Source organism: Bacillus cereus group sp. Bce041 (assembly GCF_052646455.1).
Window position 1 is genome coordinate 244,220 of the sequence record NZ_JBQXON010000002.1, and the last position, 18,493, is coordinate 262,712.

Genomic DNA, 18,493 nt, shown 5'->3' on the forward strand with positions numbered 1-18,493 from the left:
CTTTCTACTCCATTACATTTTTTCCATGCGATATATTATCGAATTAAGTTTACAACTTCATTTAATACTTCATCTGAAACTTTAATTACTTTCGCATTTCCTTGGAATCCGCGTTGGTATAACATTAAGTCAACGAATTCTACAGATAAATCTACGTTAGCACCTTCTTGTGCACCACCGCGTACTTTACCTGCACCGTTTTGACCAGATGTACCAAGAGCTAAAATACCTGTTGTATTCGTTGCTGTATAGTTACCATTACCTGTTTTCATTAGTCCGCCTTCGTTCGGGAACATTGCAACAGCTAATTGACCTGCAGATTTCATACTTCCATCAGAATATTTTACCATTACGTATCCACCGTCAGCAATGAAGCAATCTTTAACCGTCGCTGCTGCTCTACCATCTACGTCTGTTACTGATAATGTTTTATCTGTTGGATGGTTTGTTAAATGACTTAAGTCTAATTTAATAGAGCCGCCATCAAATGGAATATTGGCTCCTTGCTCTTTCGGATTTGGATTTCCAACAGCATCAAATGTCATATTACCACCTGCACCTGGAACATCTTTAAACTCTGTTTCTTTTTTCGAGTCATTGCGCATTTGTACTTTATATGTATAGTTATGTTCACTCGTTTGTTTAAACTCTACACGCATTGTCCATGTATTCCCCGCATTATCATATACAGGTAAATCTTGTGTAATTTGTTTTTCACCAGTTGGAATATTCCCTTTAATTGTCCCTTTCGATGTTCGAATACCACCAATTGCTGTTCCCATTGGAATTTGCAACGGTCCTGGAATTCCAGATAAATCAACTTCACCAGTTGCCTCATTTGCAGGGTATGCAAACACGTATTGACCTTCAGTATTCGTAATATAGTAATCTGAAGATATCCCAAACGTACCTTTACGAGTAAATTCCATATTTCCGCCTTTTGAATCACCTACAACGAAGAAACCATTACCTTCCATTGCTGCTTGTGTTTTGCCACCTGTTAACGTAATTGTACCATCACTATAATCCGTAACCGTACCACTCATTTTCACACCGTTACCAATACTTTTCGGATTCGTTCCTGCGTATTTACCGTCACCTTTTGCACCAATCGAATTGTTATATAGTAAATCATCAAACATTGCTTTTTGTTTTTTATAACCTACTGTTTGTGCATTGGCAATATTATTTGAAGTTACACTTAATGCATTTTGTGTTGCATTCATCCCTGTAATACTTGTATATAACGCTTTAATCATAACGTATGGACACTCCTTATGAATTTGTAGTTTTTACTTCTTCAGTTACTTTTTGATCGTCTTTCTTTGCGTCTTCTGGATTCGTTTCCCCAATCGGTTTATCAGACACTCTCTCAACGAAACGAAGAGAGACAACTTTATTATTAATAACGAGCTGTACATCGTTATTTTCCGCAAGACGAACCGTTTCTACTTGACCGGTTACTTTGTTTCCGTCACCGTCAACACCTCTTACGTATTTCCCTAAAAACTTCATTCCACCATCAAGTGCTGTTGAATACATCGTTGATTGCAGCTTATCTACTGCTTTCGTCATATTCTGTACTTGTTCCATAAGAGATAACTGCGCTGTCTGATTCATCATTTGATTCATATCCATCGCATTAAATGGATCTTGATGTTGGAAACTTGATAAAAACAATTTTAAGAAATCATCTTTCCCCATTACCCCAGGAGTCTTTTGCGCTCCTGCTGAAACTCCATTACTTTGTTGCACTGGCGACTGTACTCCATTAATAGGTACATTACTTTTTTGCGCTCCTGCTTGTAACGGAATATGATTTGTACTCGTTGTATTTAATCCAACTGTTGGCACGCTTTATTCCTCCAATAATCCCGCAAATTCTGTTGATTGTTGTTTTTCATGATTTGTATTTGCTAATTTCTGTTTTTGCCTTTGCTCTTGTTCTCGCTGTTCTTTGCGATTTTCATCTTTATCTGAATAGCTAATTTGAATATTGATTTCTTTTTCTTTTAACTTTAATCTCAATTCATCAAAAATGATTTCAACACGTTTTTTCGCATCGTGTTTTTCCATTTCTACGTGAACGTCAATTTGATCTCCGTGTTTTTTCATAAACACTGTTAATGTACCAAGTTTTTCTGGATTTAACTGGAATAAAACACGTTCTTGTTTCACTACAAATTTTTGCAGCGCTTCTACTTGCGCTTCCATTTTCTTTCCTAAGTCAGGTAATGAAACTTTCTCAGCACCACTATTTGATTTCCCTATTTGTTCGGTACTCGTCGTTTTATTTAATAATTCTGCACCTGCAGAGCTCGAATCGTTTAATGCATCAACTTCTGGCAACTCTACCTTTGCATCATCGCTCTCAAGTTTCGGAAGATCTACCTCTTTAGACTCTTCTTGTTCCTTTGCAATATTACAAGTTTCTGTTTCTACAACCTTCAATGCTTGCATCGTTTGCTCTGGCATCTTCATTTTGTCTAATACCATTTGCATTGTATCTTCTAAACATATAGCATTTTTGATATTCATATTTGAAAGAAGTTCTTGTAATTGTTGTAATTCAGCTGCAGGTAATTCATTAAGTTTAATATTGCCATATTCTTTATATAGCTCTTGTATTTTTTGTATGTATTGATATAACAATTCCGGCTGCACATGTAATTGCTCAATTGCAACCATTTGCTCAGATACAGCTAATAACAACTGTTCTGTCTCTTTTTTTTCTTCTTTCTTTACAATTGGTTCTTCTTTCGTTACCGATGGTTTAGAAAGGTTATATTCTTTTTTCTCTTCTTTTGGTGCTTCTTCTCGTTTCGTTTTCTCCGTTTTCGGCTGCTTTTTATTTTCCATTCTCATCGTACGATCAAATGAAGAATCTTCATTTTTCGATTGTACTTCTAGCCCTTTTTCTTTTTGCGGAGGTAAACTTTGTTGCACCGGTAATACAGACTGTATCACTACATTCACCTCATCCATTCATACACATTTTCAAATCCAGAAGCATTTTTTCTTCCAGCTTTTCTTGTGCTTTCGCAAGCTTTTTGCAATCTTCTTGATACATCTCATCAATGACACGTTCTTTTTCTTTTACTTGCTCTAAAAGGCTTTCATTTTTTTGAATAAAACCTTCCGTTTTTTTAATTTTTCGATTCCATTCTTCTATTCTTTCAGGTGAAAACGTATGTGAAGAAAGCATGCCAGCCATAATACGTTGCCCAGTTTGTACGACTTTACTACGCGATTTCACAACATATAAATCATATTCTTTTTTTTGTTCTATTTTTCTTTTTTCAGCTGTTAATTCATACACTTCTTTTAAAATATGTTCTTTTTCTTGATTTATTTGCAATTTTATTGTGTCGTACTGCTGTTTATCCACCTGTTTTCATAGCCCCTTCCTATTATAACGTTCTCTTTTTCTATTATATAGTTTTTTTCCAAAAAAATCTGTGAAATATTAAAAAACAAAAAAATAAGACCTCTTGGGCAGAGGCCTTATACTATATGCTGTATCGCTTCAACGATATCATCAAATTGGAAACTATCCGATCGGCCTTGCTTTAAAAATGTATTTATGCCTTCTACTTTATTTTTACATTCAAAAATATAAGCATTTTCTTCATTTTCTTGAATCGTTCCTAACTTAAAATACAATTCATTTTCTTTATAAATTGATAAAATCTTTCTCATTTCATTTGCAAGTTGCCAATGATGTGGTGAAACAATTTCTTCCATAATCCTACTTACTGAATCTAATACTGAAATTGCAGGATAATGACTAAGCGTTGCAAGCTCACGCTTTAATACGATATGTCCATCTAAAATACCACGTGCTAAATCTGGTACAGGGCCATTTAAATCATCCCCATCAACAAGTACCGTATAAATACCTGTTATAGATCCCTTTTGTGTTTTCCCGGACCGCTCTAACAACTTCTTCATATAACTTTCCATTAACAGTGTTTTACCACCAATCGGTAACTCTTTAACAGCAATATCAACACTTCTTCGTGCATCGGCAAAACGAGTAACAGAGTCCATCATAAGTAATACGTTATTACCTTGATCACGGAAGTATTCAGCAATAGACGTTGCGAGTTTCGCTGCACGAAGTTGCATAAGATGACTTTCATCTGAAGTCGCTACAACAACGACGCTTTTTCGCATACCTTCCTCGCCTAACTCTTTTCGAATAAAGTCTTTTACTTCCCGGCCACGTTCTCCTACTAAACTAATAACATTTATATCAGCTTTTGCATTTTTTGCTATCATTCCAAGTAAAGTTGATTTACCAACACCTGACCCAGCAAAAATACCAATCTTTTGACCGATACCAATTGTTAGCATAGAATCAATTGATTTTATTCCTGTTTCAAATACATCGGTAATCTCTTCACGTTCAAATGCATGTATAGGCGGTGCATCTAGTTTGATTTTCTGTAATGGAATGTTTTCAGCTTCCTCATTTAACACTTCACCATTTGCACTTAACACTTTTCCGAGCAAGTGATTACCACGTGGTACAACAACATCTTCTGAAACTAATGTCACTGAATCTCCATAACATACTTTTTCTGTCTGTTCAAATGGAAGTAGCATATTATTTTCTTTTTCAATGGCAATCACTTCACATAAGACGTTATGTTCTCCAACGAAGCAAACATCACCAATCTTCGCTTTCGGCCCTTTTGCTACGAAAAACTGTTCTTGTACACTATGAACTTTGCCTACTTTTGTATACAGCGGTGTTTCAATGAACTTATTCCATTTTTCGTTCTCATTCATTAACAGGCGGCTCATACATTTTGCTCCTCAAATAACTTCTCTTCTTCCCATTTCTGACGAAGTTTCGCAAATATAGGTGCAAATTTAAATTCAAAGAACTCTTTCTCTTCTTCCAGAACAAATTCACCAAACTGCAGGGAGAAATCATATTTCCATTCTACTAATTGTAGTAACCAATATTCTTTCGTATTCTCCTTCTCTTCTTGAATACGTTCAAACGTTTCTGGATGTACTGTAATGATTAATTTTTCAAACGAAGTTGGCAATGTTTGCACGATGCCAGTTAAAATAGGTAACACATCAAGCAATCGTGAATCTACCGCTTGATTCACGATTTTTTCTGCTAAATGAAATGATTGATCCCATAATAACTCTGTCCATTCATACGCTATTTCTTGTTGTTCTTTTTGAAACTGCACACGCGCTGCTTCCATCTGTTCCATTTGTTCATGAATATGCATTTGAAATTGTTCTTTATCTTGTAATAACTGCTGACGCTCTCGTTCTAGCATTTGCTGCTCTTGCCTTAGCTGATTCATTTCCATATGTAATGATTCTTGTTGGGCACGAAGCTCTGCATGATCAGCTTGTAATTCTTCCTCTTCTATTTGGACTGAAGCTGGTTTTGGAAATTGTAATTCATACGTTTCTTCAGAAAAAGAAACAGAATTCTTCGGAATTCTGTTTTTAAATAAGGACATCCTCTTCACCTCTTTGAACGATAATTCTTCCTTCTTTCTCTAGCTTTTTCACTGTACCAGTGATCGTTTGCTGCGCTTTTTCAGCATCCGTCATCTTAAGCGGTCCTAAGCCATCTAATTCTTCTAGAATCATCTCTTTACGGTTTGAAGACATACATGTAAATAATTTCTCTTTAATTTCTTCTTTTGCAATTTTAAGTGCTTTCGCAAGAACGCCGTTATCTGTAATTTCTTCTAATACACGGCGAAGCGCAAGATCTTCAAGACCAAGTAAGTCTTCAAAGACAAACATATTTTCTTTAATTTTCTCAGATAACTCATAATCGACTTCATCCAGCTTTTGAAAGACTGTTTTTTCAACACCTCGTGAAACATTATTTAAAATGTTTACGATTGTTTTCAAGCCATCAGTTTTATTAATTGCACTAAATGCCATATTATTTAATTTCGTTTTTAACAATTCACCAATTTGATTAATTAATTCACCATCAACTTGTTCTAACTTCGCAATACCCATTACCGTTTCTACTCGCTTATGATCTGGCAATCTCTCAATTAATTGAGACGCAAGTTGCGGTTTAATATAAGAAGCGATAATTGCAATTGTTTGTGGTGACTCATCATTAAGCACTGTAAGAAGTGGCTCTAAATCTGTAAGTGAATTTAAGAATTCAAATGGATTATCTTTGTTATACCAAAGGTCTTCCAATAATTTTTCCAGTTCGTCTTCTGGCATGTTTTTAAATATGCGACGAATATACTCTTTATCTGGAGTGACTAAGTTCAATTCTTTTACATTTAATTCATATAAGAACTCTCCTAGTACATTCTCTAACGTTTCTGGTTTATATACACGAAACTTCGCAATTTCACGAAGTAATACTTCTTTTTCCTCAGCTGTCATATATTCAATGACTTTTGCTGCCACCCCTTCGTCTAATGTACGAATGAGGATGGCAGCTTTTTCTTTGGAGGAGATTTCATCTAACATCGTTGTTCCTCCCTTACTGTCCGTTTAACCATTTTTTAATTACTTTTGCAGTACCTTCTACATGTTCTTTCGTAGCATCCTGCACTTGTTCATCTAACGTTGGTTCTTTCGGTTCTTCTGGTTCAGGTTTTGGCTCTGGCACTATTTTTTCTTCAGGAATTTCCAAGATACTTTCATTACTTGCAGCCACTTCCTCTTCTGCTAAGTATTCTTCATATTCCTCTTCTTCTTTCTTTCTCTTACGTCTTGCTAATAAGAACCATACTAGACCACCGATTGCTAATAAGCCAGCTGTAATTCCACCGAATAACCACCAGTTCATACCACTTTTTTCTGGCTCTTTCTCTTTTTCAGCTTTCGGCTGATCGAACTGAACAGTTACAACGTTAACTTGACCATTTATAAAGTTACCGTTCGGATCAGCTTGAAGTCCTGCCGCTGTTCCGATTGCTTCTTTGAAAGTTGTCATATCAATTCTTCGTTTTACTAACGTATCATTATCTACCCATACAACAACATTGGTTTTCGTTAATTCTGGGTGTTTCTTAATTGTTTCAACTGTTTTATCTATTTCATAGTTTTCGATTTTGTTGCCATTTTTATTATCATAGACAACTTTACCATTTTGATTATTGTTCGTACCGTAGTTTGGCACTTCACCGTTCGCTGTAATACCAGCACCTTGCTTCGTATCTGCCCCTTCTTGCGCAGTAGAGCTTTCCTCTTGCTCTTGTTTACTACGAAGTACACCTTTATCACCATATTTCTCTGACTGACGTGTAACTTCATCGTAGTTTACAGATACTTTCGTATTCACTTTATATTCATTCGGTTTAAACATCGTCATTAACGTTGCATCAATATCTTGCTTTAATTTACCTTCAAGTTGGTGCTGCATCTCTACTTCTTGCTCATAAGAAGAGGAACTACTAGAATGTGCTTCATCTGCTCCTTTTGAAATAACACCTTTTTTACTATCAATAACACTTACTTCTTCTGCTTTCACACCAGGAACCGCTGCACTAATCATTTGCTGTATACCTGCAACTTGATCAGCTGTTAACAATTGTCCACGTTTCACTCCAACCGTAATCGCCGCTGTTCCTTTCGCTTTTTCTTCATCAAAAATTGTCTCTTTTTCAGGCAATGTAATTTGAACATTTGCCGTTTCAACTGTCGCAAAGTTTCTTACAATATCTTGTTCCAATTGCTTCTTCGTACCGACAATTTGCTTCATTTTTTTATCTTGTTCACTTGAACCGAGAGAGCTTTCTAATAAAATTTCTTCACCGCTTTTCGAATTAAACGGTAAGCCCATCCCATTCATTTCTTTTCGAACCCATGGAGCATCATTCTTTTGCACACGAATTGAACCATCGGCCGCTAATTGGTAATCGACACCTAACTTCGATAATTCTGCTGTAATCTCTTGTTTATCTGCATCATTTAAATTTTGATATACAACAACATATTTATCTGGCAAGGTGAAGTATAAAAGTGCTCCTGTTACAATCGCTAAAAGCGCAGCACCGATTACTAACTTATGCCACGTTTTTAACGATTGGATAACATTTTTCATCTTTTCCATTTAAACACACCCGTCCACTTTCCTAAATTTGCATATTAATTAGTGACTTATAATTTTCAATAAGATTATCACGTACGAGAGCAGCCGTTTTCATTTGAGATTCAGCTTTCTTTTGCTGAATTAAAACGTCATGTGTTTCTCCTACCCCTTTAGTTAATAAATCATATACTGCTGTTTGTGCATTGTTTTGCGTTTGATTCATATCTTCCAATAAATCAATAAACTTTTCCCCCTCAACTACAGATGTTTGAGAAGTTTTCGGTGCACCAATTGACTGAATTGCTCCAAATGGTTGTGTATGTAACATTGGTTGAATTTTCATATTACTATCTTCCCCCTTATCCTCGGCCGATTTCTAAATCTTTATCAAGCATTTTTTTATTCGCATTTAATACACTCGTATTCGCTTCATACATTTTTTGAGCAACCATTACATTCGTCATTTCAGCAGTTACATCAATATTGGGATAACGTACATATCCTTCTTCATTTGCGTGCGGATGCGTCGGATCATACACTAAATTTTCCGTTTTGTCTGCTTCAATACTTTTTATTTTTACTCCGTTAGTAGGAGCCCCATCTAGCATACTTGCAAAACTATTGTTTGATTCTAGCACCACACTACGACGCTCATATAAATCTGCCCCCGGAGCCGCCGTCGTATTTGCATTTACAATATTGTTAGAAGTAACTTCCATCCACTTTCTCGCTGTCGTTAGTCCTGAGCCACTTGCATTAATTGCCTGAAACATCCGTTGTCTCTCCTTCTACTTTTAACGTCCGCGTGCCGCTTGGTTAATTGCATATTGTGTATTAATTGCGTTAATTGAAATACCGTATAACTGATTTGCTTTCATTAAATCTAGCATTTCTGTCGTTACATCCACACTATTTCCGTCTTTATTTGTTTGCATTGATTTTGTTTGAATCTTTGCATATGTATTTTTCGTATTTACTGTCGGCAAGTGCATTTCATTCGTTTGATATAAATCTGGATTACTCTTTAAATCAGCCGCATTGTTTTTATATAACGCACTACTTTTATTCATCTGCTCAGCAAATGTTACATCTTGTGCTTTATAGCCAGGTGTATTCGCATTTGCAATATTACTAGAAACCGTATTTCGTTTCGTCACTAAATAATTCATATAATGGCTTACATCACTCACTAAATCTGGCATATTCCACACCCTTCCTTTTCTAACTTAATGATCCACTGATAGAAGTTTCACTTCATTATTTATTTTCTTATATGCATTTATTAAAATATTTACTATTATGTACCCTTACATATTTTATTCCATTTTTTCATTGTTGTCTTTAGAAAAATATAAAAATATAAAAAAGAATGCAAAAAACTGTATACACACAGTAATCTATAGAACATTTCAATATATAAACTAAAGTCCATTTTTCTATTATTTAGATTACAATTATTATTTCATCACAGTCATAAAATGAAACCTCAATCAGCGGGTTCTTTATGTAAACGAAGGAATAGACCCCCTTTTAAAAGGGGAACCTGTTTCCAGACGTTATTATTAATATTTACCGTAAAATGAATTAGCCTTCATTCGCCCATCATTTGTCATAATCATTTCTTCCAAAATCTTTTGCTTATCCCGAATATGCTGTGCTGCCTTAATAATGAACGGGCTTACTTCTGCTGCAACTTGTGCACGCGTTTCTTCATCCAATGTCATCATCCAGCGATTTAACATCTCACTCTTCTCAGCAAACTCTCTGTCTGACACTTGCAATTCACCGATTTCATTAAAACAGCTGACAAACGTCCGATAAATATCATTGTTCATTTTCAAGTGCTCCGCGGTAACCGTCTATTAAATCTTGTAACACTTTCACAATTGCATCAATATCTTTCGCTTCACGCGTTACTTTCATCGTTTGAATTTGAATGCTAATCCAATCATATAAACCATAGAGACTATCATATAAATCTTTCGTAATCTCAGGATTTAATTGAAGCTTTAGTTCTTCAAAAATACGTTCTAATTTTTCAAGAAGTGCGTCCCCTTCTTGAAGTTTAAAAGTATGTAAAAGTTCTTCTAAATTACGAAACTCTACAATACATCTTTCATAAATAAAAATTGTATTTTTAATCGGATTACTCGTCATAATATCATTTTGCATATAACGTTGCCATGCTTGCATACGATCACTTCCTCAACTTTCATTAATCATCACTTTTTTGTTTTGTCATTGCTTTAATTGTTTTTAGTTGGCTATCAAGCGCTGCTAATGTACTCTCTAGCTTTTGATACTTCTTCACAATTTCATCTTGCTTTTGCAAGTTTTGCGTTTCAATATCTTTAATCTTTTTATCTAAATCACTTACACGCGAATCAATGTTTTTTACACGTTCTCCAACTACACCTTTATCACCGAATATTTTATCAAGTGGTTCTTCCATCATTTTTCCTAAACCGTTAGAACTAAAGAAAAATTGCTTCGCTGCATCGGGTTTTTCTTTTAGTGCTTGTGTTAATTTTTCATCATTAACTTCCATCGTTCCATCTTGCTTTAATTGAATACCAAATGTGAATAAATAATTACCATCTTGAGAAAATGTTGCAACATTGTTCATCGCTTGACGTACGCTTTGCATAATTACCTGCCCTTGGAAAACTCCATCTTTCCCAGCAAAAAGGTCAACTGTAGAAACTGCTTTATTATACTCTGCTACCATCTTTTTAATAATATTGGCTGTGTCTGTTACATTGGAATCACTTACCGTAAATTTTAATTCTACACCTTTTGTTTTTGGATCTGTGGTTGTACCGGTATCTGGTGTCCCTTCTACTTTCGGCTCAGTTACTTTTAACAATTCAATTTTCACGCCCGGAAGAGCCTCAATTGTATTAGTAAAACTTTCATCTGTAATACCATTAATACTATATTTAGCATTTTGTGCTTCATTGATTGTATTAAGCGCTAGGCCATCCGCATTAGCTAAACCAATATCTTGAAATAGTGTAGATGTGTTCCCCTCAAACTTAATTACTCCATCTGTTCCTTCTTTTTTCGAGGTCATGAAAATTTTATTTCCAAGTGTATAAGCTGATACGCCATAATCTCCATCATTAATCTTATTAATTAAATCTTTATATGTCATATCAGTTGTTACTTTTAATTCTTTACCGCCTAGTTTTAATGTTTCATCCTTAGGAAGCTTCGCATTTATATCTTTAATGTCATTTGAAGCTATTTGATGACGCTGTGCAAGCTGTGTAATCGTCATATTAAAAGTTCCTGCAATCGCCCCACCATCAGCTTTCACATTAATGTAGCCTTCTTGTGTTGTCGTTACTTTTTTCTCATTCCCTTTAAAAGCTGCTAAATCTTTAAACACTTGAGTAAAAGGATTAAATTGTGTCTTTAAACTTGCATATACTTGTTTATCTTGCGTAAGTTTTTGCTTTTCAGTAGCATACGGTGTTTTCCTCATATCTAACGCTTGCATCTCTAATTCTACTAGATTAGAAGTATCGATTATATTATTTCCGAGGTTCCAAATTTGTTGTCTACCACCAATACCTGTCATCGTTGTTCCTGCCATTTTTCTCACTCCTTATAGATTACATGTAGTCTAAAATACTTGTTTTACTCATCGTACTAACCGCTTTAAGCGTCGCTTCATACGTTGCATTTATATATGCCAAGTCAGAAATCGCGACCGCTAAATCGACATCCTCAATTTCTTTACGGTTTTCTTGAAGCGCTAAATTTTGCTCACTTAAAATTGTTTTAAACGTCTCCATTGTGTTCATTGTTGAACCAACTTCAGTTGTACGGTTAATGATGCCATCTAAGTTTTTCTTATTTTCTCCTAATAACGGTTGTAACGCTTTTTGGTCACCTTTTTGCATCGCTTCGCTCATCTGTTTTAACGTTTTTATAACCGGTGATAATAATGCTTCTCCGTTACGAAATGCCTTTAATTCATAACCATCATTTAATTGCCAGTTCACATCATTTTTTCCGCCCTGGTACGTACCATCTTCTGTAAATGGTGACTTTTCTGCACTATCACCACCGAAAATATAACGACCTTGCTCTTTCGTATTCGCTAAATATACAACTTGTTTTAAAATTTGATCAATCTCTGCACCAATGGCTTTCAATTCTTTTTCACCATTTGGCTCATTTAATGCCTGTACCGTTAATTGATCTGCTCTCGTTAAAGATTTAAAAATACCTTGTAAAGTATTTTCAGTTTGTGTTAATACATTTTTTGAGTCAGCTAAATCTTTCTGCATTTGTTCAATATTCGCCAATGAATGTTGAATCGCAAATGATTTACTCGCTGCTAGTGGATCTTCACTCATAAGAAGATTTTTCTTCCCTGAAGTTACTTGGTTTCTATGGTATTGTTGTTGCACATTCAAATCCATTAACTGATTCTTTGCCCAGTTTGCATTTTGAAATGTAGATACTCTCATTTCTATCTCCTCCTTATATATTTCCAATCAATTATTATCACTTATCGAATAATCGAAAATAGACTATCAAACACTTCATTCATTGTAGTAATAGCTTTAGAGTTTGCGACGAAATATTTTTGGAAGGCCATTAAATTTACCATTTCCTCTTCCATATTTACACCTTCAACGCTCATTTTTTCTTGTTGAATACCTTCTAGTAAGTCGCCATGAATTTTTTGATAACCATTTACTGCACTTTTATCAGATGCAACACGAACTATAAATTGATCTAATGCTTGTTTATAAGAAAGACCTTCTTTATAATCGTCCTCTGTAACTGCTGCTAGTTTATTTGCTGTTTCAGCAGATATTTTCATTTTCGAAATATCTTTTTGGAATTCTGGATTTAACTTCATATCTTTCGCATGATCTCCAACGAAGAAATCTTTTCCCATCACTGTATTCACTTGATTTTTCATCGAACTCATTAAGTCTTCAAGATTTTTTTTATAATCAACTATCTTCGCTTTCGTGTCAATCGCTGATTTTATCGCTCCGCTAGTTACATTGATTTCTGAACCGTAAATCTCAACTGACATTGGGTCTTTTTCTTTATTTAATTGAAGTGGATATGTATCTTGTCCATTTACTGTTAAAATACCATTCATTCTAACACTCGCGATATTAGGATTCATAGATTCATAAGATACTTCTATATTTGCATACTTAGACATCTCTGTAACGATGCGATCTCGTTCGTCTAAAAGTTGATTTGGCACTTGTGTACCTGCTTGTCCAATTTTATGATTCGCTTCTGCTAAACTAGCAGCAAGACGATTAAATTCATTAACATGCGCTTCAATATCTTCTGCCGTCTGTGCTTCCACTGTATCTATGTTTTTCGCAAGACGATTGACTTGACTTGTGAACTTCCCAGTTTCAGAAATTAATGTATCGTAGTAGTTTGGTTGTTCTGGATTTTTCGCCACTTCACGAAAGGCATTAAAGAAACCGTCCATTAAACTAGATAATGAATTCTTTCCTGTCGTTCCAACCATAGACTCTACACGTGATAAAGTCGAATTCATGTAGTTATAGTAAGAGAGCTGAGATAATTGATCATTAAACTGCTTCGTCTTTACCTCATCAGTAATACGGTCAACACCTAGCGTTTGTACACCGTAACCAATTCTCTGTTCTGGCGTATGACCATTGCTTGCTCCAACAGATCCGTAATTCACCATTTGACGCACATAACCCGGTGTATGAATGTTAGACAAGTTTTGTTTCGTTGTTTGTAACCCCATTTGAGCCGCTAACATGCCCGATAGCGGTGTATTATAATCAGATAATCTCATAAAGCTTCACTTCTCCTTTACAATAGTTCGTTCATAAAGATTTGCGAATTATTGTTTCGCTCTAAGTTATATTCAGAAACAGAATCCACAATACTTTCTGTAGTTTTTAATAGTACGTTTAAGTAATATTGATTTTTCAAAAGAATCATTTTTACATTCTCTTCTAATTCAGTTACGTTTTTTTGTAATTCTTCCATTTTTTCAATTTCTTCTTGAGAAAAATACGAAAATAACGCACTTACACGAAACGATTCAACTCCTTGTTCTTTACAGAACTGAACAACCATTTCTTCAAATGAGCTTGATAACCCTTTTAAACCATCAATGTACTGCAATTGCTCTACTTGCAACTTTTGAACTGCATTTACATTTTTATTTTTTAAATTCTCATATATTTGCTCTCCAAGCGCTTGAATATTTTCATACGCTTTTTGAATAATAACGAGTTTTTCATATAATTGTATGTACATATAGCTTCCTTCCTTTTACAAGACTAAATTCACAATTAAACCATGGATTTCTCCAATTTGATTTAACATTTCTAAATGTCCTGTTTTCGTATTAATTAAATTCATCACATCTTCTAATTCATTCAATCCCATTTCTGCCTGTTTCACAATCGTCATTTTCTGTGAATATCCGTAACGTGGGTGACGAGACATGACATCTTTATACTGCAATACATTATCAACGTAAAAATTCAAAAATGATTTTACTGTATTTTTGTATTCCATTACATTATCAAGCGTTAATTCCATTTCAATTTTCTCTTTAATTTCTCCAATATTATCGACAAACGCTTCCATTTGTTCTAGTAATTTATCTTTTTTCGGATCTGCATGCAAATTATCCGAAAATGCAAGTCCTGTCCTGACATTTGCTTCTTTCGGCATTTGAGTAGCAGGCGGTATATGCGATAAAATTGGATTATGCGAGATAGAACGTAGCATATATATCACCTATTTATTTTTTTATTTCTTCCTAAACTTAATCGTAAAATCCAGTTATTTATAATTATACTCTGAACAGTAATATTTTGCAGTTATTTTTTATAAAAGATATGTTACAATTTAGCATGAGGTGGCACAATTCTATGAATATTTTCCTTTGTGGTTCAAATCAATTAACAGCATTAGATCAAGAAGAAATTAAAAAATTTCTAACTGACTATGCTCACAAACATAAAATTTACATATTATGTTATAAATCTATTGAAAATGAGGTTCTTCGTTTTTTCGTTGAGAATGAAAGACTCGCTCAAAATTTATGCCTTTACACGCTGCAACCATTGCAAGCAATAACAGATGAATTTCAAGAAGTCGTTGATTACTTAAAAAAACACGGAGCCGAATATGTTGCTTTTGATCATCCTTCTGACTCCATTTACCGATCAGATTATATGTTTTTTGTTAAACAAATTATTGAAGACACTGATTTAGTTCTCTGTTTTTATAATGGGGACAAACATACATCTGTTATCCCTGTCGATGTTGCAAAAGAAGCAGGTATTGATGCTGTCATTTATGATTTACCAGGATTACATGAAAAGCAAATGAAAAAAAGCTTTGAACAAAAAATTCGTATGATGTAAAGGGGGAGGCACAATATCATTATTGTGCCCATTGTAAATATGATAATTGAACAAGATTATGATCATTTTATCGCGAGTTTTAAACAACAATTCAATATGGATATCGCTTCTTATAAACAAGATAGAATGCGCCGTAGAATCGATGCTTTCATTTCGAGAAAAGGCTTCGAAAACTACACTAATTTTTTAAACAAATTACGCGCTGATCAAAATTTATTTTTAAATTTTATTGACTATATTACAATTAACGTTTCAGAGTTTTTTAGAAATAAAGAACGCTGGCAAACTTTAGAGTCGAAAGCACTACCAAAATTACTCGAACAAAATAGCGGAAAATTAAAGGTATGGAGTGCCGCTTGCGCTGCTGGTGAAGAACCGTACACACTCTCTTTAATTTTATCAAAGCATCTAGCTCCATTTCGTTTTGAAATTCAAGCAACAGATCTTGATTTTCATATTTTAGAAACCGCAAAACGCGGTCAATATACAGAACGTTCTCTGAAGGAATTACCTAATGATTTGAAAGAACGTCATTTCACAAAAGAGAATGATATATATTCATTGCATCAAAACATTAAACAAAACGTTACGTTCAAACAGCACGACCTTTTAATGCAGTCGTTCGATACAAATTATGATTTGATTATTTGTCGTAACGTAATGATTTATTTTACAGAAGAAGCAAGAGTAAAACTTTATGAAAAATTTAGTCGTTCTTTACGAAAAGGCGGTGTACTATTTGTTGGTAGTACGGAACAAATTTTAACACCCGAACGTTACAATCTTCAGCGATTTGATACATTCTTCTACGAAAAAATATAAAAGAGGTCGTCACAATGGAGTGACGACCTTTTTACATAACTCGAATTAAAATAATACCGACAATCCATATAAAGAGAAAAAGAAACGTCATAGACCATTTATGTTCTTGCACCGTATGTTTCAACGCCTGTGACAATTGTGTCATGTTCATTTCCGCAAGCGCTCTCCATACACTTACATCCCGATTTTTAGCAATACGGTCTGTAACGCTAATTAAAATTGTTTCGTTAGACAGTTTCGTTATATAAGCAGTAATAACCGTTACCATCAAATTTATATTTTCTTCTGAAGAATCACTTTCCACTCTAGAGATAAGTGCACTCACATCTAGTAACGGAATATGTACTTTTCTACCAAATGATAGTTGTACTTCAGCGAAATCATATGTTCCATCTAACAAAGGAAGTTCTTTTATATGCGCCTGCTTAACAAGCCCTTGTAGGCTTCTAATTACTTGTTCAAATATTTTTTCTGTTTGCTTACCTTCTCCAGATAACATGTGTAACTTTTTAAAAAGTTGTAACACTGTATCCATCTCTTTAGAAAGCATTTCCTTCATAATCTTTCCATCACTTAAACTTGCAAGTAAAATACCTATTTCATTATTTTTCGAAATAATTTTAGACTGTCCAGTAAACACTAAATTGCTACGCTTTCGTTCTTTCTGGATTTCATGCTCCGAAATAGCTGCAGGCTGTTTTAATGGTTGTAACGCCTTATCTTCAATTGTCGTACGTTTAATCTCCATTTAGGCGCCTCCACTACTATGAAATAATTAGCCCCATTCTTTATTACTCTTTAAAACTAAAAACAGTACGAATAAACCTGACATGATAGTAAACACATCAGAAGCTTGCACTCCCTGTTCACCTTTTTCTTCTTTCTTGTCTTTCGGTTCTTCTTTTTGTTCTTTCTTTTTAGAGGCAACTTGTTTGTTATTTTTCTCTTTTTGGTCCTTCCCCTTATGTACTTCCTTGTTGTCTTCGAACGGCTCTTTTATAACGTAAGTAAATTCCTCTTTCTCTTTCAACGGTTCTTTTATAAACTTATTTACTATCTCATCTTGCGTCGGAATTTGAACAACTGGCAAATTTTCTTCTGGAAGCGGGTTTTTGACTTTCGAATCTTCTTGTTTCTCATTTTCTTTCTTATCTTCTAATTCATTTTCTAGTTTATTATCTAATTTTTCTTCTTTTTCTTTCTCTTCTATCTTTTTATCATCTTCGTTTTTTGGCACCAAAACAGAAATGGTATATTCACTTTCCTCAACAAGTTTATTACCTGCTGCATCTATTATCTCTACAAGTAATTCGTATGGCCCAACCGGCAATGCTTCTGTTATTTCAAATACTTTTTGCCAATCCATATCATGCTTGTTGTAGTCTAATAAAAAGGAAAGCTCTTTATTTTCTTTCCCTTTTAATGTAACGCGCACTTCTTTTACAACCGATTCTATATCTGACGCTTTTACTCGTATATGTATAGAATCTCCCTGTTTTCGTTCAACTAAGTTCTCTTTTACTTCATCAATAGTAACTTTCTGTAACTTTGGCAATTCTTTATCTATAGTTGGCGTTTCATTTTTAATACGAATGAGCGGGACTTTCACTTCATTTTTTATGAGCTCTTCTTTCTCATTCTCTTTGTAACTTTGAACGAGCTGAAGATTCCAATCACCTTGCAAATCAAAATCCCCTGCTTTATAGTTAGCAACCCAGCTCTTCGTTTCTTCATCATACTCAAAAGATAACATTCTTTCTTGCGCATATTGCTCCCCATTTTTTTGTAACTGCAATATACCTTCCATACTTTGAATGTTTTTCCCATTTGGTTCTACAGCAATTCGCACCTCTTCGCCAACTTTAAGCTCCGGCTTATTTACTGTAATAATTCCCTGTTCTGTTTCTATCTTTCTTTCACTCAATTGTTTATTTACTACTTCTTGTTGTTCTGCTTCTTTTTGTTTCTCCTCTTTTTGTTTCTCTTCTTTTTGTTTCTCTTCATCTTGTTTCGTTTCCACTTGTTCTGACGATTCTTGAGATTCCTTATTTTCTTCTTGTACATTCACTTCATTTATTTTTTGATCTGACTCAATTTGTTCCTCAGCCTGACTTTGCAAGGGGAAGAACAAGCACACATGTATGCATAGCCAACTCATTAGAAAAAACTTTACGTTTTTCATCTACTAGTTCAAACTCCTATTTCA

22 protein-coding genes are annotated in these 18,493 nt (G+C 34.5%); 2 read left to right on the forward strand and 20 right to left on the reverse strand.

Annotation, left to right across the window (positions count from 1 at the left end; genetic code table 11):
- Positions 1–35: 35 nt before the first annotated feature.
- From ACUN13_RS07190 to ACUN13_RS07275, 18 genes are all read right to left on the reverse strand, one after another.
- Positions 36–1,259, reverse strand: a complete 1,224-nt coding sequence (locus tag ACUN13_RS07190; RefSeq protein WP_000588321.1) for a flagellar hook protein FlgE — start codon at positions 1,257–1,259, stop codon at positions 36–38.
- Between the two features lie 16 nt (positions 1,260–1,275).
- On the reverse strand, positions 1,276–1,854 hold the full coding sequence (locus ACUN13_RS07195; RefSeq protein ID WP_025687644.1) for a flagellar hook assembly protein FlgD: 579 nt from the start codon (positions 1,852–1,854) through the stop codon (positions 1,276–1,278).
- A 3-nt stretch (positions 1,855–1,857) separates the two neighbouring features.
- Positions 1,858–2,967: a flagellar hook-length control protein FliK gene (locus ACUN13_RS07200; RefSeq protein WP_142292916.1), complete on the reverse strand. Its 1,110-nt coding sequence runs from the start codon at positions 2,965–2,967 to the stop codon at positions 1,858–1,860.
- A gap of 10 nt (positions 2,968–2,977) precedes the next feature.
- Positions 2,978–3,388: a hypothetical protein gene (locus tag ACUN13_RS07205; RefSeq protein WP_000360855.1), complete on the reverse strand. Its 411-nt coding sequence runs from the start codon at positions 3,386–3,388 to the stop codon at positions 2,978–2,980.
- Between the two features lie 116 nt (positions 3,389–3,504).
- Positions 3,505–4,809 (reverse strand): flagellar protein export ATPase FliI, encoded by a 1,305-nt coding sequence (gene fliI / locus ACUN13_RS07210; RefSeq protein ID WP_000088693.1) that lies wholly within the window; start codon positions 4,807–4,809, stop codon positions 3,505–3,507.
- On the reverse strand, positions 4,806–5,495 hold the full coding sequence (locus ACUN13_RS07215) for a FliH/SctL family protein (protein WP_000051695.1): 690 nt from the start codon (positions 5,493–5,495) through the stop codon (positions 4,806–4,808). The genes fliI and ACUN13_RS07215 overlap by 4 nt, the downstream gene beginning before the upstream one ends.
- Entirely contained in the window at positions 5,482–6,486 is a 1,005-nt protein-coding gene (gene fliG, locus ACUN13_RS07220) for a flagellar motor switch protein FliG (protein WP_000883356.1), read from the reverse strand. The genes ACUN13_RS07215 and fliG overlap by 14 nt, the downstream gene beginning before the upstream one ends.
- A gap of 13 nt (positions 6,487–6,499) precedes the next feature.
- Positions 6,500–8,074: a flagellar M-ring protein FliF C-terminal domain-containing protein gene (locus ACUN13_RS07225; RefSeq protein WP_025687642.1), complete on the reverse strand. Its 1,575-nt coding sequence runs from the start codon at positions 8,072–8,074 to the stop codon at positions 6,500–6,502.
- A gap of 22 nt (positions 8,075–8,096) precedes the next feature.
- On the reverse strand, positions 8,097–8,396 hold the full coding sequence (gene fliE / locus ACUN13_RS07230) for a flagellar hook-basal body complex protein FliE (RefSeq protein ID WP_025687641.1): 300 nt from the start codon (positions 8,394–8,396) through the stop codon (positions 8,097–8,099).
- Between the two features lie 16 nt (positions 8,397–8,412).
- The gene (gene flgC, locus ACUN13_RS07235) at positions 8,413–8,826 is read right to left on the reverse strand and encodes a flagellar basal body rod protein FlgC (RefSeq protein ID WP_000484680.1); all 414 of its coding nucleotides are present in this window, start codon (positions 8,824–8,826) and stop codon (positions 8,413–8,415) included.
- A 21-nt stretch (positions 8,827–8,847) separates the two neighbouring features.
- Entirely contained in the window at positions 8,848–9,255 is a 408-nt protein-coding gene (gene flgB, locus ACUN13_RS07240; protein WP_001113108.1) for a flagellar basal body rod protein FlgB, read from the reverse strand.
- Positions 9,256–9,615: 360 nt separating this feature from the next.
- Positions 9,616–9,888, reverse strand: coding sequence for a hypothetical protein (locus ACUN13_RS07245; protein WP_001058088.1), 273 nt, complete (start codon positions 9,886–9,888; stop codon positions 9,616–9,618).
- Positions 9,878–10,246, reverse strand: coding sequence for a flagellar export chaperone FliS (locus tag ACUN13_RS07250; RefSeq protein ID WP_001149516.1), 369 nt, complete (start codon positions 10,244–10,246; stop codon positions 9,878–9,880). The genes ACUN13_RS07245 and ACUN13_RS07250 overlap by 11 nt, the downstream gene beginning before the upstream one ends.
- 22 nt (positions 10,247–10,268) lie before the next feature.
- Positions 10,269–11,651, reverse strand: a complete 1,383-nt coding sequence (locus ACUN13_RS07255) for a flagellar hook-associated protein 2 (protein WP_025687640.1) — start codon at positions 11,649–11,651, stop codon at positions 10,269–10,271.
- Positions 11,652–11,670: 19 nt separating this feature from the next.
- Entirely contained in the window at positions 11,671–12,534 is an 864-nt protein-coding gene (locus ACUN13_RS07260; protein WP_001266403.1) for a flagellar hook-associated protein 3, read from the reverse strand.
- A 41-nt stretch (positions 12,535–12,575) separates the two neighbouring features.
- Positions 12,576–13,874: a flagellar hook-associated protein FlgK gene (gene flgK / locus ACUN13_RS07265; protein ID WP_025687639.1), complete on the reverse strand. Its 1,299-nt coding sequence runs from the start codon at positions 13,872–13,874 to the stop codon at positions 12,576–12,578.
- Between the two features lie 17 nt (positions 13,875–13,891).
- The gene (locus ACUN13_RS07270) at positions 13,892–14,344 is read right to left on the reverse strand and encodes a hypothetical protein (RefSeq protein ID WP_000275878.1); all 453 of its coding nucleotides are present in this window, start codon (positions 14,342–14,344) and stop codon (positions 13,892–13,894) included.
- 15 nt (positions 14,345–14,359) lie between these two features.
- Positions 14,360–14,824 (reverse strand): YaaR family protein, encoded by a 465-nt coding sequence (locus ACUN13_RS07275; RefSeq protein ID WP_000946323.1) that lies wholly within the window; start codon positions 14,822–14,824, stop codon positions 14,360–14,362.
- A gap of 143 nt (positions 14,825–14,967) precedes the next feature.
- Between ACUN13_RS07275 and ACUN13_RS07280 the strand changes: the two genes are divergently transcribed.
- A complete protein-coding gene (locus ACUN13_RS07280) occupies positions 14,968–15,465 on the forward strand; it encodes a flagellar motor switch protein FliG (protein ID WP_001020110.1) in 498 nt (165 codons plus the stop codon).
- Positions 15,466–15,504: 39 nt separating this feature from the next.
- Entirely contained in the window at positions 15,505–16,287 is a 783-nt protein-coding gene (cheR, locus tag ACUN13_RS07285; RefSeq protein WP_000582875.1) for a protein-glutamate O-methyltransferase CheR, read from the forward strand.
- A gap of 31 nt (positions 16,288–16,318) precedes the next feature.
- Here the strand turns inward: cheR and ACUN13_RS07290 are convergent, their stop codons facing one another.
- The gene (locus ACUN13_RS07290; RefSeq protein ID WP_445423741.1) at positions 16,319–17,035 is read right to left on the reverse strand and encodes a hypothetical protein; all 717 of its coding nucleotides are present in this window, start codon (positions 17,033–17,035) and stop codon (positions 16,319–16,321) included.
- Positions 17,036–17,062: 27 nt separating this feature from the next.
- Positions 17,063–18,469 (reverse strand): hypothetical protein, encoded by a 1,407-nt coding sequence (locus tag ACUN13_RS07295; RefSeq protein WP_025687637.1) that lies wholly within the window; start codon positions 18,467–18,469, stop codon positions 17,063–17,065.
- Positions 18,470–18,493 lie beyond the last annotated feature (24 nt).